General features: G+C 60.7%; 22 protein-coding genes. 6 read left to right on the forward strand and 16 right to left on the reverse strand.

From position 1 onward, the window contains the following. Window positions 1-642 precede the first annotated feature (642 nt). The 4 genes from IOD40_RS19275 to IOD40_RS19290 all read right to left on the reverse strand — a co-directional run bounded on the left by IOD40_RS19275 (window position 643) and on the right by IOD40_RS19290 (window position 5129). Window positions 643-1455, reverse strand: coding sequence for an enoyl-CoA hydratase family protein (locus IOD40_RS19275; protein WP_198478332.1), 813 nt, complete (start codon window positions 1453-1455; stop codon window positions 643-645). Continuing rightward, the gene (locus IOD40_RS19280; protein ID WP_198478333.1) at window positions 1452-1913 is read right to left on the reverse strand and encodes a MarR family winged helix-turn-helix transcriptional regulator; all 462 of its coding nucleotides are present in this window, start codon (window positions 1911-1913) and stop codon (window positions 1452-1454) included. The genes IOD40_RS19275 and IOD40_RS19280 overlap by 4 nt, the downstream gene beginning before the upstream one ends. Next, window positions 1913-2668: an SDR family NAD(P)-dependent oxidoreductase gene (locus tag IOD40_RS19285; RefSeq protein WP_198478334.1), complete on the reverse strand. Its 756-nt coding sequence runs from the start codon at window positions 2666-2668 to the stop codon at window positions 1913-1915. The genes IOD40_RS19280 and IOD40_RS19285 overlap by 1 nt, the downstream gene beginning before the upstream one ends. Before the next feature lie 172 nt (window positions 2669-2840). After that, window positions 2841-5129 carry a bifunctional salicylyl-CoA 5-hydroxylase/oxidoreductase gene (locus IOD40_RS19290; protein WP_198478335.1) on the reverse strand — a complete coding sequence of 763 codons (2289 nt, stop codon included), beginning with the start codon at window positions 5127-5129 and terminating at the stop codon, window positions 2841-2843. A gap of 153 nt (window positions 5130-5282) precedes the next feature. Here IOD40_RS19290 and IOD40_RS19295 point away from each other — a divergent pair, with 153 nt between their 5' ends. After that, entirely contained in the window at window positions 5283-6113 is an 831-nt protein-coding gene (locus IOD40_RS19295) for an alpha/beta hydrolase (RefSeq protein WP_198478336.1), read from the forward strand. Window positions 6114-6168: 55 nt separating this feature from the next. Next, window positions 6169-6405, forward strand: coding sequence for an Lrp/AsnC ligand binding domain-containing protein (locus IOD40_RS19300; RefSeq protein WP_198478337.1), 237 nt, complete (start codon window positions 6169-6171; stop codon window positions 6403-6405). Between the two features lie 8 nt (window positions 6406-6413). Here the strand turns inward: IOD40_RS19300 and IOD40_RS19305 are convergent, their stop codons facing one another. Next, window positions 6414-7232, reverse strand: a complete 819-nt coding sequence (locus IOD40_RS19305) for a BKACE family enzyme (RefSeq protein WP_198478338.1) — start codon at window positions 7230-7232, stop codon at window positions 6414-6416. A gap of 33 nt (window positions 7233-7265) precedes the next feature. Then, the gene (locus tag IOD40_RS19310; RefSeq protein ID WP_198478339.1) at window positions 7266-8486 is read right to left on the reverse strand and encodes an MFS transporter; all 1221 of its coding nucleotides are present in this window, start codon (window positions 8484-8486) and stop codon (window positions 7266-7268) included. A 252-nt stretch (window positions 8487-8738) separates the two neighbouring features. Here IOD40_RS19310 and IOD40_RS19315 point away from each other — a divergent pair, with 252 nt between their 5' ends. After that, on the forward strand, window positions 8739-9083 hold the full coding sequence (locus tag IOD40_RS19315) for a septal ring lytic transglycosylase RlpA family protein (protein ID WP_198478340.1): 345 nt from the start codon (window positions 8739-8741) through the stop codon (window positions 9081-9083). Here the strand turns inward: IOD40_RS19315 and IOD40_RS19320 are convergent. Beyond that, the gene (locus IOD40_RS19320) at window positions 9080-10438 is read right to left on the reverse strand and encodes a putative bifunctional diguanylate cyclase/phosphodiesterase (RefSeq protein WP_198478341.1); all 1359 of its coding nucleotides are present in this window, start codon (window positions 10436-10438) and stop codon (window positions 9080-9082) included. The two genes, IOD40_RS19315 and IOD40_RS19320, sit on opposite strands and share 4 nt — an antisense overlap. Window positions 10439-10680: 242 nt before the next feature. On the opposite strand from IOD40_RS19320, the gene gshB reads away from it, so the two are divergent. Together gshB and IOD40_RS19330 are read left to right on the forward strand one after the other, a co-directional pair. Beyond that, window positions 10681-11622 (forward strand): glutathione synthase, encoded by a 942-nt coding sequence (gene gshB / locus IOD40_RS19325; RefSeq protein WP_198478342.1) that lies wholly within the window; start codon window positions 10681-10683, stop codon window positions 11620-11622. Between the two features lie 216 nt (window positions 11623-11838). Further along, the gene (locus IOD40_RS19330; protein WP_198478343.1) at window positions 11839-13371 is read left to right on the forward strand and encodes a YifB family Mg chelatase-like AAA ATPase; all 1533 of its coding nucleotides are present in this window, start codon (window positions 11839-11841) and stop codon (window positions 13369-13371) included. A gap of 37 nt (window positions 13372-13408) precedes the next feature. Here the strand turns inward: IOD40_RS19330 and IOD40_RS19335 are convergent, their stop codons facing one another. The 9 genes from IOD40_RS19335 to dnaK form a co-directional block, all read right to left on the reverse strand. Then, window positions 13409-14032, reverse strand: a complete 624-nt coding sequence (locus tag IOD40_RS19335; RefSeq protein WP_198478344.1) for a transglutaminase-like cysteine peptidase — start codon at window positions 14030-14032, stop codon at window positions 13409-13411. A 152-nt stretch (window positions 14033-14184) separates the two neighbouring features. After that, a complete protein-coding gene (locus IOD40_RS19340) occupies window positions 14185-15480 on the reverse strand; it encodes a polyhydroxyalkanoate depolymerase (protein WP_198478345.1) in 1296 nt (431 codons plus the stop codon). 287 nt (window positions 15481-15767) lie between these two features. Then, window positions 15768-16061, reverse strand: a complete 294-nt coding sequence (locus IOD40_RS19345; RefSeq protein WP_198478346.1) for a DUF1330 domain-containing protein — start codon at window positions 16059-16061, stop codon at window positions 15768-15770. Window positions 16062-16085: 24 nt separating this feature from the next. Continuing rightward, window positions 16086-16769 carry an orotidine-5'-phosphate decarboxylase gene (gene pyrF / locus IOD40_RS19350; RefSeq protein WP_407649228.1) on the reverse strand — a complete coding sequence of 228 codons (684 nt, stop codon included), beginning with the start codon at window positions 16767-16769 and terminating at the stop codon, window positions 16086-16088. Window positions 16770-16771: 2 nt separating this feature from the next. After that, on the reverse strand, window positions 16772-17365 hold the full coding sequence (locus tag IOD40_RS19355) for an NADPH-dependent FMN reductase (RefSeq protein ID WP_198478348.1): 594 nt from the start codon (window positions 17363-17365) through the stop codon (window positions 16772-16774). A 78-nt stretch (window positions 17366-17443) separates the two neighbouring features. Further along, window positions 17444-18046 (reverse strand): phospholipid N-methyltransferase PmtA, encoded by a 603-nt coding sequence (gene pmtA, locus IOD40_RS19360; RefSeq protein ID WP_198478349.1) that lies wholly within the window; start codon window positions 18044-18046, stop codon window positions 17444-17446. A 104-nt stretch (window positions 18047-18150) separates the two neighbouring features. Then, entirely contained in the window at window positions 18151-19272 is a 1122-nt protein-coding gene (dnaJ, locus tag IOD40_RS19365) for a molecular chaperone DnaJ (protein ID WP_198478350.1), read from the reverse strand. Between the two features lie 158 nt (window positions 19273-19430). Next, entirely contained in the window at window positions 19431-20531 is a 1101-nt protein-coding gene (locus tag IOD40_RS19370) for an acyltransferase family protein (protein ID WP_198478351.1), read from the reverse strand. Window positions 20532-20711: 180 nt separating this feature from the next. Further along, complete coding sequence (gene dnaK, locus IOD40_RS19375) at window positions 20712-22628, reverse strand: molecular chaperone DnaK (protein WP_198478352.1); 1917 nt, start codon at window positions 22626-22628, stop codon at window positions 20712-20714. 256 nt (window positions 22629-22884) lie between these two features. Between dnaK and IOD40_RS19380 the strand changes: the two genes are divergently transcribed. After that, window positions 22885-23235, forward strand: coding sequence for a DUF423 domain-containing protein (locus IOD40_RS19380; RefSeq protein WP_198478353.1), 351 nt, complete (start codon window positions 22885-22887; stop codon window positions 23233-23235). Window positions 23236-23417 lie beyond the last annotated feature (182 nt).

Raw genomic sequence — 23417 nt, forward strand, 5'->3', positions numbered from 1 at the left:
GCCACCTCCTCTCCCCCCTTGAGGGGGAGATGGGCGGCAGCCCAGAGGGGGGCTTGAATGAGTTTGCGCAGAGCTAAGTCCGCCCCCTCCGCCGCTCCGCGGCACCTCCCCCGCTGCGCAGGGGAGGATCCAGGTTTGCGCACTACATTTCCACCGATCCTCCCCCGTTCACGGGGGAGGTGTCGCGAAGCGACGGAGGGGGCGCCCGAGCACTTGCCGTCAAAATTCGCTGAGAAGAATCCAGCACGGTAAAGCTCGGCACCCCTCACGCTTGATATTACCGGTTCGGCCTTTCCGTTGATCGTTCCCCGCTCCCGGAGGAGATGGGCGGCAGCACAGAGGGGGGCGTTGTCGAGTGGGCGCCGCTTCAACGCCGTGCCACCCGCCCCCTCCGCCGCTCCGCGGCACCTCCCCCGCTGTGCAGGGGAGGAACCAAGGCCGCGGCTTTCAAGAAGTTCGCTGCCTAATTCATCAGGCACGCCATCTCCACGGATCCTCCCCCGTTCACGGGGGAGGTGGCGCGAAGCGACGGAGGGGGCGGCTTGGCTCGCACCTGCAATTCCTACGGAGCGGGCGGCCTCGTCCCTGCCGGAGGGGGCTGCCTGATGCATCTCTCTTCCGATCCCCATCCGCGCGCGCATCTCAGTTCCCCTCGAAGACCGGACGTTCCTTGGCCACAAACGCGTGGTAGGCGCGTTCGAAGTCGCGGGTCTGCATGCAGATCGCCTGCGCCTGCGCTTCAGCCTCGATCGCCTGCTCCAGCCCCATCGACCATTCCTGGTTGAGTTGGGTCTTGGTGATGCTGTGCGCGAAGGTCGGGCCCGCCGCAATCTGCCGGGCGAGCTTCATCGCCTCCGCTTCAAGCTCACCTGCCTCGACAAGCCGATTATAAAACCCCCAGCGCTCGCCCTCGGCGGCGCTCATGGTGCGACCGGTGTAGAGCAGCTCCGCCGCGCGGCCCTGTCCGATGATACGCGGCAGCATGGCGCAAGCGCCCATGTCGCAACCGGCAAGGCCGACGCGCGTGAACAAAAATCCGGTCTTGGCTTCGGGTGTCGCAAGGCGCAGATCGGACGCCATCGCAATTATGGCCCCAGCCCCGACCGCGACGCCATCAACCGCCGAAATGATCGGTTTGCCGCAGCCGATCATCGCCTTGACGAAGTCACCGGTCATGCGCGTGAAGGCCAAGAGCTCCTTCATGTCCATCTTGACCAGCGGGCCGATAATGTCGTGCACATCGCCGCCGGAGCAGAAATTGCCGCCATTGGGCAGGAAGACGACGACATCGACATCTTCCGCATAGACCAGTGCGCGAAAGGTGTCGCGCAGCTCGGCATAGCTGTCGAAGGTCAGCGGGTTCTTGCGCTCGGGCCGGTCCAGCATCACACTTGCCACGCGGTCCTCGACCTTCCAGAGGAAGTTCTTCGGCGCAAGTTCAGCCATCTTCGTCAATGTTCACTCTCCCAATTGCTGCGAAACGCCTTCAGCATCGAGGACAGCACGCGGGCATCCTCTTCGCTGATGTCGTGCAGAAGTTCTTCAACCCAGCTGCGATGGGCTTCGGCCATCAAGGCAAAGCGCTCTTCTCCCGCCCTGGTCAGGCGCGCGATCGAGGTGCGTCGATCTCCCTCGCGGTTGGATCTTGAGACGAGACCCTCTGCAACCAGCCGGTCAACGATCCCGGTAACATTGCCGTTCGAAACCAGCAGAAACCGCGACAGGTCGCTCATCAGCATGCCGTCGCGTTCGCGGTAGAGGGCCGACATCACGTCAAAGCGTGGTAGCGTCGAGTGGAACTCGCGCTTCAGCCGCTCGCGAAGCTCACCCTCAACGATCCGCGCAACGCGCAGCAGCCGGATCCACAGGCGCAAACGTTCGCGATGGGCCGGATCGGCGATGGCGGCGTCCATCACATCTCGCCTCCTGTGATTGCAATGGTCTGGCCGGTGACGGAACGCGCTCCCTCCGAACACAGCCACATCACGGCGTCCGCAACCTCCTGCGGCTCGATGATCCGGCCTTGAGGATTGCCCCTGGCGATGGCGTCGCGCGCGGCCTGTTCGTCGCGGCCGGTCTTGCCAACGATGTTGGCGACAGTGCGCTCCAGCATCGGCGTCTCGACATAGCCGGGGCAGACTGCGTTCACGGTAATCGGGGTCTGCGCCAGTTCCGCCGCCATCGAGCGCATCAGCCCGACGACACCATGCTTGGAGGCGGCATAGGCTGAAATATACGGCGCGCCCTTCAGCCCTGCGATGGAGGCGATGAACACGATCCGGCCCCCTCCTGCCGTTTTCATCGTGTCCATCGCGGGACGGACGCTCAAGAAGGCGCCCGTCAGATTCACGGCCAGCGTCTGGCTCCACATGTCGAGCGAGGTCTTGCCCACCGGCGCGCTCAGCGCGATGCCGGCATTGGCAATGACAACGTCAAAATTCCCCCGCGCAGCCTGCGCGCTCTCATAAAGCGCTTCGACGGAAGCTTCGTCGGTGACGTCTGCGGTCATGGCATGAATGCGCGGATTGCCAGCGGCCACCTTCTCCAGCGGCTCGATGTTGCGACCGCAAATGGTCACCTCCAGACCCGCGGCCGCCAGGCTTCCCGCAATCGCCTGCCCAATCCCGGTCCCCCCACCGGTCACCAATGCATGTTTGAATTGGGTCATACAGAAATCTCCAAGGCTGGGCGCTGCTGCCCCTCACCTGCCTGCCGGCATCCTCTCCCCGTAAGCGGGGCGAGGAAGGCTGCCATCGACGATGCCACCTGTCTCTTCTCTCCGTTTACGGGGAGAAGTCCCCGGCAGGGAGATGAGGGGCGGCACCAACGCTTCAGACCCATCACACCTTCCCCGTCATCTGTTCCGGCCCACGCTCTGCCAAGCGATAAAGCTGGTCGCGGCCAGGGTGGTAGGGGTTCGGCCAGACGACACGCTTGTCACCAAGCTTCGCCGCCGCGTGCAGCGTCCAATAGGGATCTGCGAGATGCGGGCGGGCGAGGCAGACGAGGTCGGCGCGCCCTGCCATCAGGATCGAATTGACGTGGTCGGGCTCATAGATGTTGCCGACGGCCATCGTCGCCATGCCGGTCTCGTTGCGAATGCGATCCGAAAACGGCGTCTGGAACATGCGGCCATAGACCGGCCTTGCCCGCGTCGAAGTCTGGCCCGCCGAGACGTCGCAAATGTCGACGCCAGCGGCCTGCAGCATGCGCGCAATCTCGACGGCCTCGGCAGGCGTTACACCCTCATCGCCGACCCAGTCATTGGCCGAAATACGCACCGAGACCGGTTTGTTTTGCGGCCAGACGGCGCGAACGGCATGAAACACTTCAAGCGGAAAACGCATGCGGTTTTCGAGCGAGCCGCCATACTCGTCCCTGCGCAAATTCGTCAGCGGCGAAATGAACGACGATAGCAGATAGCCGTGCGCCATGTGCAGTTCGATCATGTCGAAGCCGCAGCGTTCCGCCATGACAGCTGACGCCACAAACTGGTCGCGCACCATGTCCATGTCAGCGCGGGTCATCGCCTTCGGCGTCTGGTTGCCGTCTTGCCACGGCGTTTCTGACGCCGACAGAAGCGGCCAGTTGCCTTCCTTCAGCGGCGCGTCGGCATCTTCCCAGCCAATCTGCGTCGAGCCCTTGGCTCCCGCATGGCCGATCTGCGCCGACATCTTTGCCGGTGTCTCTGCATGGACGAAATCGACAATGCGCTTCCACGCCGCTTCATGTTCCGGCTTGTAAAAACCGGGGCAGCCGGGCGTGATCCGCCCTTCCGGCGACACGCAGGTCATCTCGATCGTGACGAGCCCTGCACCACCCTTGGCGCGCTCGGCATAATGGACAAAGTGCCAGTCGGTCGGCGTGCCATCGACGGCACGATATTGCGCCATCGGCGAGACGACGACGCGGTTGGGCAGTTCGAGGCCGCGCAGCTTGAACGGCGCAAACATTGGCGCGCGCTGAGCCTTAGCTCCCGCCTGTTCCTGATACCACTTTTCCGCGCCGCCGAGCCAGTTGCCATCGCGCAAACGCAGGTTTTCGTGGCTGATGCGCTGCGAGCGGGTCAGAAGCGAATAGTTGAACTGCACCGGGTCGAGATCGAGATAACGCTCAACCTCTTCGAACCATTCCATCGAATTGCGTGCCGCCGATTGCAGGCGCAGAACTTCCAGCCGCCGCGCTTCTTCGTACTTGGCGAAGGCCGCCTCAAGCGTCGGTTCCGAATGGAGATAATCGGCAAGCGCGATGGCGGATTCGAGCGCGAGCTTCGTGCCCGAGCCAATCGAGAAATGCGCGGTTGCTGCCGCATCGCCCATCAGCGCAAGGTTCTTGTAGGACCAGCGCTCGCACAGGACGCGTGGGAAATTGATCCAGGCCGAGCCGCGCACGTGGTTGGCGTTGGAGATCAACGCATGGCCGCTCAGATGGTCCTTGAAGATCGCCTCGCAGGTCGCGATGGATTCTTCCTTCGACATGTCGCCGAAGCCGAACTTGTCCCAGGTCTCTTGCGTGCACTCGACGATGAACGTCGCTGTCTCCGGGTCGAACTGGTAGGCATGGGCCCAGACCCAGCCATGCTCGGTCTTCTCAAAGATGAAGGTGAAGGCGTCGTCGAATTTTTGGCGCGTGCCAAGCCAGACGAACTTGCACTTTCGGGTGTCGACGTCGGGCAGGAAATGCTCGGCAAAGGCCGTGCGCGTTTTCGAGTTCAACCCGTCCGCCGCGATGACGAGATCGTACTCGGCCATCAGCTTTTCGTGGTCGTCGATTTCGGTCTGGAAACGCAGGTCAACGCCAAGCTCCCTGGCGCGTTCTTGCAGCAGGATCAGGAGGCGCATGCGGCCGATGCCGCAAAAGCCATGGCCGGTCGAGACGGTTCGCACGCCCCTGTGCACCACCGCGATGTCATCCCAATAGGCAAAGTGTTCGCGAATGGACGCGGCGCTCTTGGCGTCGTTGACCGCAAGGTTATCCAGCGTCTCGTCAGATAGAACGACGCCCCATCCGAAGGTGTCATCCGGGCGGTTGCGCTCGAAGACTACGACTTCGTGCGCCCCATCTCGCAGCTTCATCGAAATGGCGAAATACAGGCCAGCAGGCCCGCCGCCAAGCACGGCAACCTTCATCCTCCACAGTCCCCATTATTATGTTTTCAGGGAGAGTGACACCGATTTTGCTGTCCTTCAAGCATAAAACTTCAAGGTTGAAACATTTCCGTCTGGACATTCGCCGCGTGTCTGCGCGATTGGTTTTGGCAAGCAAAGGGGAGCTGTTGCGCGATGATCTTTCACGGCATTGACGATTGGGATGACGCCTACGCAAACGGTCCCAACATTCCTCGCGGGGATGAGTGGCCGCAGCGCTGGTCTGACCTGGCAGAGCCGTTTCGCACGCGAATGGATGAGGAAGGCCGCGCGATGCTGGGCCAGCGCTATGGCACCCGCTCACGCAATCTGTTCGATCTCTTCATGCCGCAAGTCGATGCAAAAGGGCTGGTGGTCTTCATCCATGGTGGCTTCTGGCTCAGGCTCGACCGCGATTTCCTCTCGCACCTTGCCGCAGGGCCAATGGCACACGGTTACGCCGTGGCCATGCCGTCCTACACGCTGTGCCCGGACATCAAGGTCTCAGGCATCGTCAAGGAGATCGGCTCGGCAGTTGAAGTTGCGGCGTCGCGGATCAACGGGCCGATCTACCTCACCGGACATTCGGCCGGCGGGCATCTTGCGACCCGCATGGTGTGTGCGAACTCTGCGCTCAAGGAAGAAACACGCAGCCGCATCGTCACCACGGTGTCGATTTCCGGGGTTCATGATCTGCGCCCGCTGCTGCGGACCAAGCTGAACAACGGACTGCGTCTTGATCCCGAAGAAGCGCATCGGGAAAGCCCGGTTTTGCTGGCGCCGATTGAGGGCGCGAAAATATGCTGCTGGGTCGGCGCTGGCGAACGCGCCGAGTTCATCCGGCAAAATGCACTTCTTGCCAATGTCTGGACCGGCCTCGGTGCAAAGACAATGACGGTAGAAGAGCCCGACCGGCATCATTTCAATGTCGTCGACGGCCTTGCCGATCCCGAGCATCCTTTGACGCGCACGCTGCTGATGGGGTGACGGGGCCGGACAAGTCTGGCAGAAGGGTTCAGCAGTTTTTACCGGAGCAGGTTTGATGAGAGCGGTTTTCGTGCAGCTTCAGGTTTCGCCGGGCAGGACCTACGAGGTCGCCGACGAATTGTTCAAGCGCGAGGTCGCGTCGGAGCTTTATTCGACCAGCGGTGACTTTGATCTCCTGATGAAGATCTACATCGAGGACGGCGTCGATATCGGCAAGTTCATCAATGACAACGTCGCCAACGTGCCGGGCATTGTCCGCTCGCTGACGACGCTGACCTTCCGCGCCTTCTGATCGATCGCTCAGGCTGGCGAACGCCAGCCATTGCGCAGATCATCCGCCGTTGCGAGGCGTCGCCCGGAGGCGGCGCACGCCGTTGCCGTCGCGGCAACAATCGCCGCATTCGATGGCGCATCCGTGCCGTCCGGCAGCCACAGATTGTTTTCAAAGCCAACGCGCGCATTGCCGCCCGCATGTGAAGCGCGTTCCATGAACTGCGTCTCCTGCGGGCCGAAGGCGCACATCATCCACTGATGGCGTGAAATGTTCGCGGCAATGTAAGTGTCGAGCTCTTCGGGCGTCGCGCCCTGTTCGGTGTAGCGCCCGGCAACAGCCAGAACCGCCAGCGGTCCATCCGGCAACAAGCCGCGCTTGGCCAGCGCATCAAGGCGCTCAAGCTCGCCTGCCTCGTAGATGATGATCTGATAGAGCGTGCCAGCCTTCTCCATGCGCACAAACAGAGCCGCAGCCTCTCGCTCATCTTCGCCTTCGGGAAGAATTTCGCGCAGGGCGATCGACACCGATTCTGGCATCAAGACATCGACCAACGCGATCTGCTCTTGCGGTGTATAGCGGCCGACCGCCTCGGTGGTGATCTGGATCACCAGCTTGTCGCCAACCGCCGTTTTCACAGCCGCCACCGCCTCACGATAGAGATCTGCGTCCAGCGTATGCGCACCGTTTTCGTCGCGCACGTGGAGGTGGATCATCGCCGCGCCCGCGTCCAGCGCTTCCGCCGCATCGCGCGCAATCTCATCTGCCGTCATTGGCAGGCGAGGGTGGTCAGCCTTCGTACACCGCGCTCCGTTGGGGGCAACTGCAATGGCAAATGGGTTCGTCATCGAAATTTCCGGTATTCTTCTTCTGCAAAGAGATCAGGCTGTCAGCGCGCGCGGCATGCGCGTACGCCACAGGATCAGGATCATGATCAGGATGTTGAGAACGTTCCAGGCGATGCCATTGAGGAACGCCTTGGCGTAGGAGCCGGTAAGATCGTAGATCCAGCCCGACATCCAGCCGCCGACGGCCATGCCGACGATTGTCGCGAGAATGACGAGGCCAACGCGCTGGCCTGCCTCATGTGCCGGCAGATATTCGCGCACGATGATCGCATAAGCCGGAACAATGCCGCCCTGCGACAGGCCGAAGATCAGCGACACGATGTAAAGCGAAGCCAGCCCGTCGAACGGGATATAGGCCAGCAGCGCAAGGCACTGCAGCACCGATCCGATCAGCAAGGTCTTCACGCCGCCAATATAGTCGGCGAGGACGCCGGAAGCGAGGCGGCTGACCACGCCGCCAATCAGCATCAGCGACAGCATCTCGGTTCCCCGCGCAACGCCAAAGCCGAGATCAACGCAATAGGCGACAATGTGCACTTGCGGCATCGCCATGGCCATGCAGCAACCAACGCCTGCAACCGCAAGCAAAAGCTGCAGCGCTCTTGGCGACAGATCGATGCTTTTTGACGGAACAGCTGCGGATGTACCGGCAGGAGCACTGACATAAGGCGCTCTGCGACGCAGCATCAAGGCCAGCGGAACCATGCCGACGAGGCAGGCGATCGAGATTACCGCATAGGTGTAGCGCCAGCCTTCGCCGCTCATCATCATCTGCATGAGGATCGGCCAGATTGCACCGCCAAAATAGTTTCCGCTTGCCGCTGCCGCGACTGCAACGCCACGCCTTTTGTTGAACCAATGCGACAAATCGGCGATCAGAGGCCCGAAGGTTGCTGCGGCCCCGAAACCCACGAGGCCCTGCATCAGCCCGAACAGCCAGATCGACGTCACCATCGAGGCGACGACGTAGCCAACGAAAAGCGCTGCGGCAGCCACCAGAAGCGGTACCACGATGCCGGAGCGATCCACCATCCGGCCCAGCACCACATTGCCAAGCGCAAAGCCGATCATTGTCATGGTGTAGGGCAGGGAGGCCGAGCCGCGATCGACGCCGAATTCAGCCTGCACTTCCGGAAGCACCACCACGACCGACCACATGCCGACGCTGCCCACGGTGCCGATCAGCACCGACAAAATGAGCCGCGTCCAGGCGTATCGGCCGTCAATTTCACTGGGGGAGGTGATGGTGTGCATCCGAAGCCCTTGCCGCAGCTGCGCTGCTTCACATGTTATTCATCTATAGTGTGCACGCAAAAGTCCAGCGGTGACAGCGCCACCGGGCTTGTTTGATCGCACCAGACGCATGCGCCTCCCAAATCGGGCGGAACCAGCCCCTGAGCGCGCAAATGTTTCAACGTGACTCGATAAGTGTCTGGCCAGGTCCCATCGTGGCCCGATTCCCTTCCTAGGCGGCCTGCAAGTTCAACAGCAGGAGCACCCTTCGGCATGAAGGCACCCAAGGCCCTAAGCCTCGCAGCAATTTTTCTCACCCTTTCTGTAGTTCACGCCGCGGCTCAATGTGGAGGTGCATCCTGGTATGCTCTTGGGTCGAAAACGGCATCCGGCGAGCGTATGAACCCCGCCGCCATGACAGCGGCACATCGCTCTCTTCCCTTCGGCTCGAAGATCAAGGTCACCAACCAGCGCAACGGCAAATCCGTCGTCGTGCGGATCAATGATCGCGGACCGTTCATCAAGGGCCGGGTCATAGATCTTTCCAGGGCCGCGGCGGCAGAGCTTGGCTTCATCCGCGCAGGCCATACCAAGATCTGCATGCAGCAGATCGGTTAAGCGCCGATAGCTGCGCGGGCACCTTTTTTCGGGCCATAGCATGCATGGAGAAATGCCGACGTAGCCTCGGCATTTTGTGGTCGGCCGAACAGGTAACCCTGTCCGCCGCTACAGCCGAACTCGCTCAGCATCTCGGCTTGAGCGTCGTCCTCAATGCCTTCAGCGACCACATACATTCCAAGCCCCTCGCACATTGCGAGGATTGCGCGGATGATGTGCTCGGATGGCTTGTCATTGAGGATCGAGGAGACAAAGGCCCGATCGATCTTGAGTTTGTCGAACGGAAAGTCGCGCAGACGTCCGAGTGACGATTGGCCGGTGCCAAAATCGTCGAGCGAAATCCGTATGCCTACGCTGCGCAATTCGCCGATGATCTTTTCTGCCGAGCTTGCATCGGTCATCAGCCCGGTCTCGGTGATCTCGATTTCCAGGCGGCGTGGGTCGAACTCGTTGCGCGCGAGGATGGAAAGGATCTGGTAGCCGGTGTTTTGGTCAACGAGTTGCGATGGCGAGAGGTTGAATGACAAAAACAGCTCATCCGGCCACTGGCTTGCCACCCGTGTCGCTTTATCCAGCAGGAGCTGGCTTAGCGAAGCGATGACGCCACGCTCTTCCGCAATCGGGATGAAAACATCCGGCGGCACGAAGCCGAGATCTCGATCATTCCAGCGCGCTAGCGCCTCAAAGCCGATGACGCGGCGGGTTGAAAGGTCAACAATTGGCTGGAAATGCGGCTCGACCTCACCTGCGGAAACCGCGCGCCTGAGTGCCTGTTCGATCCGGGTCAGACGTTTGGCGGCCTCTTCCATCTCCCGCGTGTAGACCACGACCCTGCCGCGGCCCGACCGTTTCGCGTGGTAGAGCGCAGTTTCTGCCTTGGAGACGAGGGTTTCGGTGTTCTCCTCGCCGGAAAACAACAGGGAGCATCCGACCGATGCGGAAAGGCGGGCCGTGCGGTTGCCGACATCATAGGGAGCCGACAGAATCTCGATCAGCATATTGGTGCGATCAAGTACGGCTTCTTCGCTGAAGATCATGGGAAACAGGAAGGCGAACTCGTCGGCGCCCACCCTGGAAACCGTCGAGTGCGGATCCATCGCAGCTTTCAGGCGCATCGCAACCTGCTGCAAGATATCGTCACCCGCCTTGCGGCCGAACAGATCGTTGATCGGCTTGAAACCGTCGAGATCAAGAATGCCGATTGCAAACGGAGCAGGATCTTCCGACCGCTCAATGATCAAGCGATCGACCTTGTCGAAGAAGCGACGCAGATTGCCAAGACCGGTCAACGGGTCGGTATAGGCAAGATCCCTCCCGACAGCAGAGGTCTGTTCCATGGCAAGCTGGTTCGGCATCGTCTCCCCTTGCACGCAAGTTCACTCCTATCCCCCAACCGACCCTGTCACGAAAAGTGTTTAGGAACGGTATCGATAACGCGCCGAATTTCCTTTTAGTACCCGCTGTTTAAGTAAAGCGGGACGTTAGGGCTGATGCCTTGCGCGCCAACCCTTTCCAGCACGCGCGGTCCGAAGCTGCTCTAGGCAAGAGCGACGCGACCATCTAAATGCGAAGAACGTCAGGAACACGGGAAGATCACATGTCGCTCAAGGTCGCGGTCCAGATGGACCACATTTCCACGATCAGCATTGCTGGAGACACCTCCTTCGCCTTGTCCCTCGAGGCGCAGCGGCGCGGACACCAGCTCTATCACTACACGCCTGATCGCCTGACGATGCAGGACGGCCGGGTCTTTGCCCGGATCGAGGAGCTTGAGGTGCGGGATGTCGAAGGCGACCATTTCACGCTTGGCGAGCCAGTGCGCACCGATCTTTCGGAAATGGACGTCATCTTGCTGCGGCAGGATCCGCCGTTCGACATGAACTACATCACGACGACGCATCTTCTGGAGCGCATCCACCCGAAGACGCTGGTGGTGAACGACCCTGCCTGGGTGCGCAACAGTCCGGAAAAGATCTTCGTCACCGAATTTCCCGACCTGATGCCAGAGACCCTGATCACCAAGGATCCGCTCGAAGTGGCCGAGTTCCGCAAGCAGCATGGCGACATCATCGTCAAGCCGCTCTACGGCAATGGTGGTGCAGGCATCTTCCATCTGCCGGGCGGCGACCGCAACCTGTCTTCGCTCCTGGAAATGTTCGGCCAGATGTTCCGCGAGCCCTTCATCGTCCAGCGCTATCTTGATGATGTGCGCAAGGGCGACAAGCGGATCATCCTGATCGATGGTGAGCCCGTTGGCGCGATCAATCGCGTGCCCGCTGAGCATGATGCCCGTTCGAACATGCATGCAGGCGGTCGCGCTGAAGCCACCGAGTTGACCGAGCGGGAGCGTGAGATCTGCGCGCGTATCGGACCTGCGCTGCGCGAGCGCGGCTTCATTCTCGTCGGCATCGACGTCATCGGTGACTACATGACGGAAATCAACGTCACGTCTCCAACCGGCATCCGCGAGGTCAAGCGTTTCGGCGGCGCCGACATTGCGGCCTTGTTCTGGGACGCGGTCGAAGCCAAGCGCAGCTGACACTCCTCCAGCGCTTCGTATCTTTTCTCGAATAAGGCGCTCCCGTGAGAGCGCCTTTTCGTTTCGGCAAGCAACCGGAGAGAACAAATGTTCTTCAATTGCAACCTGTTGCAACTTGAGCTCCATTTGTTCTTTAAATGTTCTTGCGGCTTGGTTGTATTTGTGTTTCCTTAAACAGGAGTTTCGATCCGGATTTCCTTGTTAGGGGCAAGCAGCATGATCGCACGCGTCACGACTGTTGCTTTTGAGGGCATCGAGGCCATTCCGGTCGATGTCCAAATCATGGTGGCCCCTGGCAAGGTGGGGATTCAGATTGTCGGCCTTGCGGACAAGGCTGTAACGGAGAGCCGCGAACGGGTTCAGGCAGCGCTGCACGCGTCGGGTCTGTCGATGCCGGCCAAGCGCGTCACCGTAAACCTCGCTCCCGCCGATCTTCCTAAAGAGGGAAGCCATTACGACCTTCCAATCGCGCTTGGACTGATGGCGGCCCTCGGAGCCATTCCGCCGGATGCGCTGACTGATTATGTCGTGGTTGGTGAGCTCGCCCTTGATGGCACCACTGCGTCTGTGGCCGGGGCGCTGCCTGCCGCAGTCGGAGCCAACGCACTTGGCAAGGGGCTGATTTGCCCATACCCGGTAGGAGCGGAAGCGGCCTGGGCGGGAGCCGACATCGACATTCTTGCGCCTCGCAGCCTCATTGCGCTGGCGAACCATTTTCGCGGTCTGCAGGTGCTGTCCCGCCCCGAGCCGGCGATCCAGCCACCGGCGATGAACCTGCCTGACCTTGCCGACATCAAGGGCCAGGAATGTGCAAGGCGGGCGCTGGAAATCGCCGCCGCAGGCGCACACAACATGCTGATGGTCGGGCCGCCCGGATCCGGAAAATCGATGCTTGCGCAGCGCCTGCCATCGATCTTGCCTTCCTTGTCGCCACGCGAACTGCTTGAAGTTTCCATGATCGCCTCGATGGCCGGGGGTATTCCCGGGGGACGTCTTTCGGATCGGCGTCCGTTCCGCGCCCCGCATCATTCCGCCACCATGGCCGCTCTGGTCGGGGGAGGCATGCGGGTGCGGCCGGGGGAGGCGTCATCCGCACATCACGGCGTCCTCTTTCTTGATGAATTGCGGGAATTTTCACCGCAGGCGCTTGATGCGCTGCGACAGCCACTCGAGACAGGTGAGTGCGTCGTCGCGCGGGCCAATGGATGCGTGACCTATCCGGCAAAGTTTCAGCTGGTTGCGGCGATGAACCCGTGCCGCTGTGGCATGTCCGGGGAGCCCGGCTATCGCTGCGCCCGTGGTGAGCGATGCCGGGCGGACTATCAGGCGCGTCTGTCCGGCCCGCTTCTTGACCGGATAGACTTGAAGATCGAGGTGCCGGCGGTCACGGCAAGCGACCTCATTTCACCTGGCAGGGCCGAAGCCAGCAGTGAAGTGGCGCAACGTGTGGCGCGCGCCCGCGACCTTCAGGCTGCACGTTATCAGACGTTGGGCGCAGAGAGCGTCACGGTCAATGCGCACTGCCCGACCGGCCTGATCGAGGAGGTCGCGCAGCTTGATCAGGCTGGTGCGTCGTTGCTTCGAGATGCCAGCGAAAAACTCGCCCTGTCCGCGCGCGCCTATCACCGTGTTCTGAAGGTTGCGCGCACAATTGCCGATCTTGATGCGTCGGAGGCGGTCAGGCGCATCCATCTTGCAGAGGCAATATCCTACCGTATGGCAGGTGAGCGCGTGAAACAGGCTGCGTGAACGCGCGCTTGGAAGAGGCGGGCATTTCGGGCAAAAGCTACCTGACCGAGCCCACCAGCATGTTCTGATCGTCGTAGATCGTGACCCAGCGCCCGGTATGATTGCTCGCCTGCCGCTTCAGATATTGATAGCCGGTTTCCTGCCACGGGCGCAGATCATCGTTGAGATTGTCGAGGATCAGATCGCCGCGATCGGTCCGCACGGTCAGAACGGCATGGCCTTCGCCATCCGGCTTGCGCAGAACCGTGATCAGCAGATTGGACAAGGAGATGCCGAGCGCGTTGAGGTGACGGCGCTTTTCCAGCACGTAATCCTCGCAATCGCCGACATTCTGGTCCGGATATGTCCAGTACTCGTCCTGACCGTAAATGTCGTAATCGCTCATCGGCTTGATTGCCGCATTGACCGAACTGTTGATTCGGTGGATTTCGGCCCACAGCTTTTCGTCGAGAGCGACAGGGCCATGATCACGCGGGCGCACCGAGCACTCGCTCGGCATCCGCTTGCACAGTTCGTAGTGACCGATTGGCTGGGAGGTCAGGCCGCCGGTGATCATTGCACCTGCGCCGGAAGCTTCCGTCGTCGATCCAGTCGCAGCTGCGATGAGCAGGAGGGAAGCCGTAAAGATCCCTGGCTGCCACCTGCTAAGCGTGGCCCACATACGCCCTAACCCCAAAATCACTGGTTGTTTTAGTCGTTAATGAAACGTTAACGACGAAGGGCGCGTGAAGTCAATCAAGCTAAAGAGCTGTTTGCGCTTATGGTTACCGCGAGCAATTCACTGTTGCCGATGGCACACAGTCGATGTGCCGCTCACTGGTCGGCAGCATTGCTCTTCCTGGACGGAGAACGCTTGGCGCGCCTGGGCTTTGTCGCAACGCCTTCCGAATTGGCCGCCATGAAGTCGACGATCCGCGGCACGATCTGCGAGCGGAAGCGAGACCCGTTGAACACGCCATAGTGCCCAACCTGCGGCTGAACGTAATGGGCACGCTTTTCCTGCGGAATGTTCACGCAAAGATCGTGGGCGGCCTGGGTCTGACCAAGTCCGGAGATGTCGTCGTTTTCGCCTTCGACGGTGAAAAGGGCAACGTTCCGCACGGCTGTCAGATCGACTTTTTCGCCCCGATGCAGCATCTCGCCCCTGGGCAGATCATGGCGGATAAATACAGTGTCGACTGTTTGCAGATAAAACTCGGCGGTCAGATCCATGACGGCCAGATATTCGTCATAGAACTCGCGGTGTTTCTCCGCCGGCTCGCCATCGTTCTTCACAAGGTTCATGAAAAAGTCCTGATGCGCGTTCAGGTGCCGGTCGAGGTTCATCGACATGAAGCCGGAGAGCTGCAGGAAGCCGGGATAAACATCGCGGCCAAAACCGGCATTCGGCCATGGCACCTGCATGATCACATTGTCGCGGAACCAGTCGATGCTCTTTTCCTGCGCGAGCTTGTTGACGGCCGTGGGGTTGCGCCGTGTGTCGATCGGCCCGCCCATCAGGGTCATGCTGGCCGGTGCGCAGTTATCGCCGCGTTGTTCCATCACGCCAACCGCTGCCAGAACCGGAACAGAAGGCTGGCACACGGCCATCACATGCGTGTTCGGTCCGAGCTCGTGCAGCATCTCAATGATGTAGTCGACATAATCATCGAGATCGAAACGGCCTGACGAGAGCGGCACGGTGCGCGCATCGACCCAGTCGGTAATATAGACGTCGGCATGCTCAGCCATGGATCTGACCGTACCACGCAGCAGCGTCGCATAATGGCCGGACATCGGCGCAACGATCAAAAGCTTGGGCGCGTTGCGCTGCGCGTCAGGCAGATCACGTTCAAAGCGAATGAGGTTGCAGAACGGGCGCGACCAGACGACTTTCTCGGCTATTGCGACGTCCGCATCGCCGATCCGCACGCTTTCGATCCCGAAAGAAGGCTTGGCATAGCGCCGCGTGGTGCGCTCAAACATTTCGGCAGCTGCTGCGAGCGAGCGCCCGACCGGCGTAAGCGCGAAGGGGTTGAGCGGGTTTTGCGACATGAGCCGAACCGCATCGGCATAGGCACGAAGCGGCTGCAAGGCTGCATGGTTCATTTCATAAAGCTGATAGTACATTCGCGAAGACCTCAAGGTCTGGACCGCGGCCGGTTGGGGAGGGGGGGCGACCGGTCAGGCAAGAAACTACCGCCGAAGCTAACAGGCTTTTGCTGCGTTGCAATAGAAATGCCTATAATAAACACGTTACGGACCGGCAGTTTTTAGCCGGGAGGGCAAATTCAGGCTCCGGTCACTACACGATTTCGCTAGGGAATGGGGCCGAAAAAGCGGATCATTCGACAAAGACGGTGGCAATAAAAAAGGACCGCATGGATGTTGCGGTCCTTTTGCTGAAGCGGGGAAACTCAGCCCTCGTAGCCGTCGATAATCACCATTTCGGCGTCGGCGACCGTGATACGAATGGCCTTGGCAGCTTGATATTCTTCGCTGTTGTAGCAATCGAGTGCCGCCTGCATCGAGGGGAATTCGATCACGACATTGCGCGAACGTCCCGTGCCTTCCATGGCCTGATACTCGCCGCCGCGGGCAAGAAACTTTGCGCCATAGCGCTCAAAAGCGGGCTTGGCGGTCGCGACGTAGTCCTTGTAGCGTTCCGGGTCGCGAACATCGACATGCGCGACCCAATATCCCTTTGCCATTTCTTCCTCCCTTAGATGTTGAATTCAGGCCGCCTGCATTTCTGCAAGGATCGCCTGTGCCGCGGCGCGCCGATCTGGTGCACCAATGATGGGGCGAGCGACAACAAGGTGCGTTGCGCCAGCGCGAAGCGCGTCGGCGGGCGTCATCACCCGCTTCTGGTCGCCGCGCTCGGCACCTGCCGGGCGAATGCCGGGCGTGACGATCGCCATGTCGTTGCCAAGGATTTCGCGAACTGATGCTGCTTCTGCCGCCGAGCAGACAATCCCGCCCATGCCGGCCTCACGCGCCTGTGCTGCGCGTTTGCGCACCAGCGTTGCCGGATCGTCGGCATAACCTGCCTCGCGCACATCGTCCTCATCCATGGAGGTCAGCACGGTCACGCCAAGCAGGCACAGATCCGATCCTTTTGCAGCCGCAACTGCGGCACGCATTGCTTTCGGATAAGCATGAAGCGTCAGCATGGAGACGCCCATCATGGCGATGTTCTCGACGCCCTCGGCCACCGTATTGTCGATGTCCAGCAGCTTCATGTCGAGAAAGACCTTCTTGCCCTCGGCAGCAAGGTCACGGGCAAACTCGAGGCCGCCGCCGAAGACCAGCCGATAGCCGATCTTGTAGAAGTCGACGACGCCGTCGAGTTCGCGAACCACCTTTTCGGCGTCCGCAACGTTCGGCAGATCAAGGCCGACAATCAGCTTGCCTTGCATGATCATGCTCCTCGCGACTGGCCGCTGAGCAGCCAAGCGTGGTCAATCAGGGTTTTGCACACGCCCTGCATGGATTTGAGGCTGCGCTCTTCAACGAAGTTGCCGCCGTCATCAAATGCCTTGCCAGCGTCCGGTACCAGGCACTGCGGCGCGATCAGGTCGACGCCCATATGGGTCAGGATCTGGCGCAAGTGCTGCACCGCGCGAATACCGCCCCAGCGGCCATTCGATGAGCCGCACAGCGCCATCACCTTGGCGTCGAACGGCTTCACCTTCTTGCCATTGTCGGTGCGGATACGGCTCACCCAGTCGAGCGCGTTCTTCAAAAGCGGCGGCACCGAGCCGTTATATTCCGGCGTCGCAATCAGAACGCCGTCATGCGCGATCAGCAGGCGGGCAAGCTTGTAGGCGTTTTCCGGGATACCTTCAGCTGCCTCAAGGTCCTGATCCATGATCGGCAGCGGATAATCAGCCAGCGAAATGCGGGTTACTTCTGCGCCCAGAAGCGCGAGTTCTTTTTGCGCGACATCGGCTGTCTTGCCGCTGAACGCGCCTGTGCGCGTCGAACCGGCGAAAACGAGGATTTTTGGCGTCATGAAGTACGGATCCCGTTGCTCGTCCCTCGGATATAGCCGAGCCAACGGGTCCGTCAAAGTTTCATCTGTCGGGTGTGGTTACGACGCCAGCGGACGACGGTAGATCCACAGCTGGGCCGGCGGAATGTTGCGTAGCACGAGGTCGAGATGTTCGACCACGTAATTGCCCTTGTGCGCCGGAACTGGCGAACGCGGCGAATAGGTGATCTGTACCACCGGACGGCCAACTGGCAGACGGTCGAGCAGGGCTTCGACATAGGCGATGCGCTGCGGCACCGGGAAGCTTAAGAGCGGCACGGCGGAAATCACCGAGTCAAAGCGCTGGTCAGCCTTGTCGCCGAGCGTCTTGTTGAGGTCGAAGGCATCGCCGTGAATGATGTTTACCGCCGGGTAGTGCTCGCGAAGGTGCTCGACGAAGTCGGCTGAATATTCGATCGACCACAAATTCTGCGGCTTGATGCCGGCCTGAAGAATGGCCTTGGTGATGACGCCGGTGCCAGGCCCAAGTTCCAGAACCGGCAAATCGGAGGCGGGATTGACCACGCTTGCCATCTTGCGAGCCGTGATGCTGCTCGTCGGCACGATTGCACCGACGGCCTGTGGCATGTCGATCCAATTTTTGAAGAATTTCAGCTCTTCATCGAAACGTTCGGCCAAGGCCCGTCGTAAATTGCCTGCCATTGATGATGTCGCCTCCGGGCAAGAAAATGTCGCTTTGGTAGCGTAAGGGCAGCTCCCTCATTTGCAACCGAAAAGCGACACTTGCCCGGAGGAAATTGCGTCGGTCAGGCGCTGGACGAGTCGAAGAATTCTTTCATGCGGGCGAAAAAGCCGGTCGACTGCGGATGGTTCTCTTTCGAAGAGATCCGCTCGAATTCTTCGAGCAGCTCGCGCTGGCGCTTATTGAGGCTCTGGGGGGTCTCAATCGCGACCTGAATGTAAAGATCGCCGACAGCAGATTGGCGCAGGATCGGCATGCCCTTGCCGCGCAGGCGGAACTGCTTGCCGTTCTGGGTTCCTTCCGGAACCTTCACGCGTGTCTGGGTCCCGTCGAGTGTCGACACCTCAAACGATCCGCCAAGTGCGGCCGTCGTCATCGAGATCGGTACCTTGCAGAAAAGGTCGGCACCATCGCGCTGGAACAGATCATGCGGCTTGATCGACAGGAAGATATAGAGATCGCCATTCGGTCCACCGCGCAGACCGGCCTCTCCTTCGCCAGCCAGGCGAATCCTCGTCCCGTCCTCGATGCCGGCCGGGATATTGACGGAGAGCGAACGCTCCTCGGTCGTGCGGCCCTGACCCGCGCATTTCGGGCACGGATCGCTGATGGTCTGGCCCTTGCCATGACACTGCGGGCAGGCGCGCTCGATGGAGAAGAAGCCCTGGGTTGCACGAACGCGCCCTGCGCCTCCGCACATCTGGCAGGTGACCGGCTGGGTTCCGGGCTTGGCGCCGGAGCCGGTGCAATCGTCACACACGACGGACGCCGGCACGTGGATTTGGGCCGTCTTGCCGGTGAAGGCTTCCTCGAGCGTCACTTCCATGTTGTAGCGCAGATCAGCGCCACGTTCGCGACCGCCAGAGGAGCGACCGCGCCGCCCCATCATGTCGCCGAAAATGTCTTCGAATATGTCCGCGAAGCCGCCGCCGGCAAAGCCGCCACCGCCGCCCATGCCGCCATTTTCAAAGGCGGAATGACCGAAGCGATCATAGGCTGCGCGCTTCTGAGGATCCTTGAGGCATTCATAAGCCTCGTTGATTTCCTTGAATTTGGCTTCGCATTCGGCATCCCCCGGATTCCGGTCGGGATGATACTTCATCGCAAGCTTGCGGAACGCGCTCTTGAGTTCCTTCTCGTCCGCTCCCTTTTGAACGCCGAGAGTTTCGTAGTAATCCGCCTTCATGTTCGCCTTGGTCAACCTGCCTGATTGCGCCGTTCTCGCGCTGTCTCGCGGGAAGCCCGCAGGAAATGCATGGCCTCCATTTAGTGAGCCTGACAGGCGTATGCCAGAGGACAGAGCGCACACAAGCGGCTTTTTGCCAGCTCGCGGCGTAAATGCCGCTATTGAGCAGGCTCTAGCGTGCTTTTTGACGCCAGAAGCGCACCTTCATGCCAGCCGACAATTGCCCTGCCGACAGGGCGTTCGAACCAGCGATTCGATGCAAGCGCAACCACCATCACGACAGCCATGGGGAAAAGCCAGTAGATGAAGAACGGAATTGCCCCCAGCGGCTCCAGCAACGTGCGCCAGACCAGCGAAAACAGGCCGATCTCCACCACCGGGTGAATGAGGTAAATGCCAAAGGCCACCTGGCCGAGCGGATGAAGCGGCTTCAGGAAATTCGCTGCCGCCGGGTTGTTGCGCTCTGCAAGGGCGGCGAGAAACACGGCTGCCGCGAGCAACGCCAATGACAGATAGTCGCTGACCTTCAGATACATCACCACAAGCGCGGTGAAGAAGATGGTCCAGGCCAGCAGGTGAGAGCGCAGGGGCCAGCGCGCGGTCATCGCGACCTTGGCGATGAGTGCGCCGACCGTGAAGTCGGCAAATGCCCTGAAAGCTGCCCAGGAATTAGATTTCAGCCACGAGCCTTCGGGAACCCAGCCCGCGGCGCTGAACGCTTCCAGAAGCAAGACTGCGATGGATGCCAGCGCAACCAGGCCGCCCGGACCCAGCCATCTGAAAACCACCACGATGAGGGGGAACATCAAATAGCAGAACCATTCGGAAGACAGCGTCCACGCGACGTAGTTGAAGCTCAGATGTTCAACCAGCCCCCAGCTTTGGATGAGAAGGATGTTGTGGGGCAGATAGGCAAAGTTGAACCGGTCGACCCATCCGCTGGTCAGATAGCCAAGATTGACCGCGATGCCGAGCGCGACGAAAAAGAGCAGGGTTGCAAGGTAGAGCGGATAGATCCGCGCGAAGCGGCGCACGATAAACCGGCGGAACGATCCGGCGCCCGAAAGAACGCTTTCCCCATGATGCAGCATGATGAGGAAGCCCGATATCATGAAGAACATGTCCATGACCGGCAGCAGCCGATGCAGCGATTCTTCGGCCCAGCGATAGTCCGCAGGCGCATAGCGCAGGAAGTGGAAAGTCATCACCCCCACCGCTGCGAACAGACGCCAGAACTCCAGGATCCGGAAATGCTGCATGCTTCCGCCTCGCTCCCCCAGGCGCTCCTTCACGGAACAATTTATCGGGAAAGACCATAGCAGGAACGTTCCCCTGTCGTGCCTTTGCTTTCCATTAAGCTTAACGCAGGGCCCGATTTTCCCCGGACATGAAAAAACCCGGCGCAAGGGCCGGGTTTTCTGCTTTTGATCAGGAGCGGATCAGGCCGACTTCTTGCCGTCGTCGTCCTTGATTTCCTCGAAGTCTGCGTCGACCACGTCTTCGCCAGCCTTTTCGGCGTCGGCGCGGGCATCTGCCTCGGCGCTCTCTGCCTGGCTTGCTTCGTACATTGCCTGGCCAAGCTTCATCGACACTTCGGCAAGGGTGTTGGCCTTGGCCTTGATGTCTTCGGCGTCATCGCCCTCGGTTGCGGTCTTCAGTGCGGCGATCGCATCCTCGATGGCCTGACGATCGTCAGCCGAGACCTTGTCGCCGTAATCCTTGACCGACTTCTCGGACGAGTGGATCAGCGCTTCGGCCTGGTTGCGGGCCTCGATCAGATCGCGACGCTTCTTGTCGGCTTCGGCATTTGCCTCGGCGTCCTTGACCATCTTCTCGATGTCGGCGTCAGACAGACCGCCCGATGCCTGGATGCGGATCTGGTGCTCCTTGCCGGTGCCCTTGTCCTTGGCCGAGACGTTGACGATGCCGTTGGCGTCGATGTCGAACGTGACCTCGATCTGCGGCACGCCGCGCGGTGCGGGCGGAATGCCCATCAGGTCGAACTGGCCGAGCATCTTGTTGTCGGCGGCCATTTCGCGCTCGCCCTGGAAGACGCGGATCGTCACGGCGGACTGATTGTCCTCGGCCGTCGAGAAGACCTGGCTCTTCTTGGTCGGGATCGTCGTGTTGCGCTCGATCAGGCGGGTGAACACGCCACCCAGCGTCTCGATGCCCAGCGACAGCGGGGTCACGTCGAGCAATAGAACGTCCTTGACGTCGCCCTGCAGGACGCCTGCCTGAATTGCCGCGCCCATGGCAACGACTTCATCCGGGTTGACGCCCTTGTGCGGCTCCTTGCCGAAGAACTGCTTCACGACTTCCTGGATCTTCGGCATGCGGGTCATGCCGCCGACCAGAACCACTTCATCGATTTCACCCGGATTGAGGCCGGCATCCTTGAGCGCCGCCTTGCACGGCTCGATCGTGCGCTGGACGAAATCGTCCACCAGCGTTTCGAACTTGGCGCGCGTCAGCTTCATGGTCAGGTGCTTCGGACCGGTCTGGTCTGCCGTGATGAACGGCAGGTTGATCTCGGTCTGCGAGGCCGACGACAATTCGATCTTCGCCTTTTCCGCAGCTTCCTTCAGGCGCTGCAGCGCAAGCTTGTCGCCCTTGAGGTCGATGCCCTGTTCCTTCTTGAACTCGGTCGCGAGATATTCGACCAGACGAAGGTCGAAATCTTCACCGCCGAGGAAGGTGTCGCCGTTGGTCGACTTCACTTCGAAGACGCCGTCGCCGATCTCCAGGACCGAAATGTCGAAGGTGCCGCCGCCAAGGTCGTAGACCGCAATGGTCTTGCCGTCCTTCTTGTCGAGACCATAGGCAAGCGCGGCAGCCGTCGGCTCGTTGATGATGCGCAGGACTTCGAGGCCAGCAATGCGGCCCGCGTCCTTGGTTGCCTGGCGCTGCGCGTCGTTGAAGTAGGCCGGAACGGTGATGACGGCCTTCTCGACCTTTTCGCCAAGATAGGCTTCGGCCGTTTCCTTCATCTTCTGCAGGATCATCGCCGAGATCTGGCTCGGGGACTGCTTCTTGCCGCCAGCTTCAACCCAGGCATCGCCATTGTCGCCATTGACGATGTGGTAGGGCACAAGCTCCTTGTCCTTCGCAGTGACCGGATCGTCATAGCGGCGGCCAATCAGGCGCTTGATTGCGAAAAGCGTATTTTCAGGGTTGGTGACCGCCTGGCGCTTGGCCGGCTGGCCGACAAGACGTTCGCCGTCGTCGGTGAAGGCCACCATGGATGGTGTCGTGCGCGCGCCTTCGGCGTTCTCAATCACCTTGGCGTCCTTGCCGTCCATGACGGACACGCAAGAGTTGGTAGTTCCGAGGTCGATGCCGATTACTTTCGCCATATCTAATCTCTCCATTAGCAGGCCGTCGAGGACCCTATGAGGCGTTCCGGGGGACGGCCCCTTTCACAAGAATGTCACGGCGAGCTCGTGGTCGATGACCTCCCCGTGATGATGCCGCGTATATAAGAACCGGGATATTGCGGCGCAAGCCGCTTGAGGCAGTCTGGATCAAGGATTGGCCTGCGGTAGTTGGCGCAGTTGACACGCGGACCCTTTCGGCGGCGTCACAAAGCCGACAAAAGGAGCAGATCGGGCTATGGCAAACAGCGCTTTTATTCTTGTGGGTGGCCTCATCGGAGCGGCCGGCGTCGCACTTTCTGCCGCATCAGCGCATCTTGGTGGCGGAAATGTCGGCACGGTCGCCAGCTTTGCACTCGCCCACGCACCGGTGTTTCTCTCAGTTGGCCTTCTTGGCCGCAACAGGGTGATGAATACCGGAAGCGTCGTGCTTCTGGTCGGCCTTCTCCTGTTCAGTGCCGATCTTCTGATGCGCCAATTCCACGGCACCCGCCTCTTCCCCATGTCCGCCCCCCTGGGCGGCACCGCCATGATCGCCGGCTGGCTCACCCTCGCCGCCTCGGCATTCTGGACAAAGAAGTCCGGCTGAGGCCCACACAAGCCACCCTCCACCCATACAGCCCCGGCCAAATCACCCACGCCCGCGCCGCATCGCCCCTCCGGCCCGTTGGCCCACCTTGTAAGTTAAATCCCGCCGCATCTGCTATCATTGTTGGTGCGGTGGCGGATGCGAGGCCGCAGCCACCTGGGGACACCAAGCCCGTGGGGGAG

The sequence above is a fragment of the Aquamicrobium zhengzhouense genome, assembly GCF_016124105.1.
GTDB classification, from domain to species: Bacteria; Pseudomonadota; Alphaproteobacteria; order Rhizobiales; family Rhizobiaceae; genus Aerobium; species Aerobium zhengzhouense.

Excerpts from the sequence above, each read along its gene's own strand:
- IOD40_RS19320 (WP_198478341.1), bottom strand. The coding sequence starts at position 10,438 with ATGCCGAACCAGCTTGCCATGGAACAGACCTCTGCTGTCGGGAGGGAT.
- pyrF (WP_407649228.1), bottom strand. The coding sequence starts at position 16,769 with ATGCAAGGCAAGCTGATTGTCGGCCTTGATCTGCCGAACGTTGCGGAC.
- IOD40_RS19305 (WP_198478338.1), bottom strand. The coding sequence starts at position 7,232 with ATGACGAACCCATTTGCCATTGCAGTTGCCCCCAACGGAGCGCGGTGT.
- IOD40_RS19285 (WP_198478334.1), bottom strand. The coding sequence starts at position 2,668 with ATGACCCAATTCAAACATGCATTGGTGACCGGTGGGGGGACCGGGATT.
- IOD40_RS19340 (WP_198478345.1), bottom strand. The coding sequence starts at position 15,480 with ATGTACTATCAGCTTTATGAAATGAACCATGCAGCCTTGCAGCCGCTT.
- IOD40_RS19355 (WP_198478348.1), bottom strand. The coding sequence starts at position 17,365 with ATGACGCCAAAAATCCTCGTTTTCGCCGGTTCGACGCGCACAGGCGCG.
- IOD40_RS19290 (WP_198478335.1), bottom strand. The coding sequence starts at position 5,129 with ATGAAGGTTGCCGTGCTTGGCGGCGGGCCTGCTGGCCTGTATTTCGCC.
- IOD40_RS19300 (WP_198478337.1), top strand. The coding sequence starts at position 6,169 with ATGAGAGCGGTTTTCGTGCAGCTTCAGGTTTCGCCGGGCAGGACCTAC.
- IOD40_RS19315 (WP_198478340.1), top strand. The coding sequence starts at position 8,739 with ATGAAGGCACCCAAGGCCCTAAGCCTCGCAGCAATTTTTCTCACCCTT.
- IOD40_RS19310 (WP_198478339.1), bottom strand. The coding sequence starts at position 8,486 with ATGCACACCATCACCTCCCCCAGTGAAATTGACGGCCGATACGCCTGG.
- IOD40_RS19335 (WP_198478344.1), bottom strand. The coding sequence starts at position 14,032 with ATGTGGGCCACGCTTAGCAGGTGGCAGCCAGGGATCTTTACGGCTTCC.
- dnaJ (WP_198478350.1), bottom strand. The coding sequence starts at position 19,272 with ATGAAGGCGGATTACTACGAAACTCTCGGCGTTCAAAAGGGAGCGGAC.
- IOD40_RS19370 (WP_198478351.1), bottom strand. The coding sequence starts at position 20,531 with ATGCAGCATTTCCGGATCCTGGAGTTCTGGCGTCTGTTCGCAGCGGTG.
- IOD40_RS19380 (WP_198478353.1), top strand. The coding sequence starts at position 22,885 with ATGGCAAACAGCGCTTTTATTCTTGTGGGTGGCCTCATCGGAGCGGCC.
- dnaK (WP_198478352.1), bottom strand. The coding sequence starts at position 22,628 with ATGGCGAAAGTAATCGGCATCGACCTCGGAACTACCAACTCTTGCGTG.
- IOD40_RS19345 (WP_198478346.1), bottom strand. The coding sequence starts at position 16,061 with ATGGCAAAGGGATATTGGGTCGCGCATGTCGATGTTCGCGACCCGGAA.
- IOD40_RS19295 (WP_198478336.1), top strand. The coding sequence starts at position 5,283 with ATGATCTTTCACGGCATTGACGATTGGGATGACGCCTACGCAAACGGT.
- gshB (WP_198478342.1), top strand. The coding sequence starts at position 10,681 with ATGTCGCTCAAGGTCGCGGTCCAGATGGACCACATTTCCACGATCAGC.
- IOD40_RS19330 (WP_198478343.1), top strand. The coding sequence starts at position 11,839 with ATGATCGCACGCGTCACGACTGTTGCTTTTGAGGGCATCGAGGCCATT.
- pmtA (WP_198478349.1), bottom strand. The coding sequence starts at position 18,046 with ATGGCAGGCAATTTACGACGGGCCTTGGCCGAACGTTTCGATGAAGAG.
- IOD40_RS19280 (WP_198478333.1), bottom strand. The coding sequence starts at position 1,913 with ATGGACGCCGCCATCGCCGATCCGGCCCATCGCGAACGTTTGCGCCTG.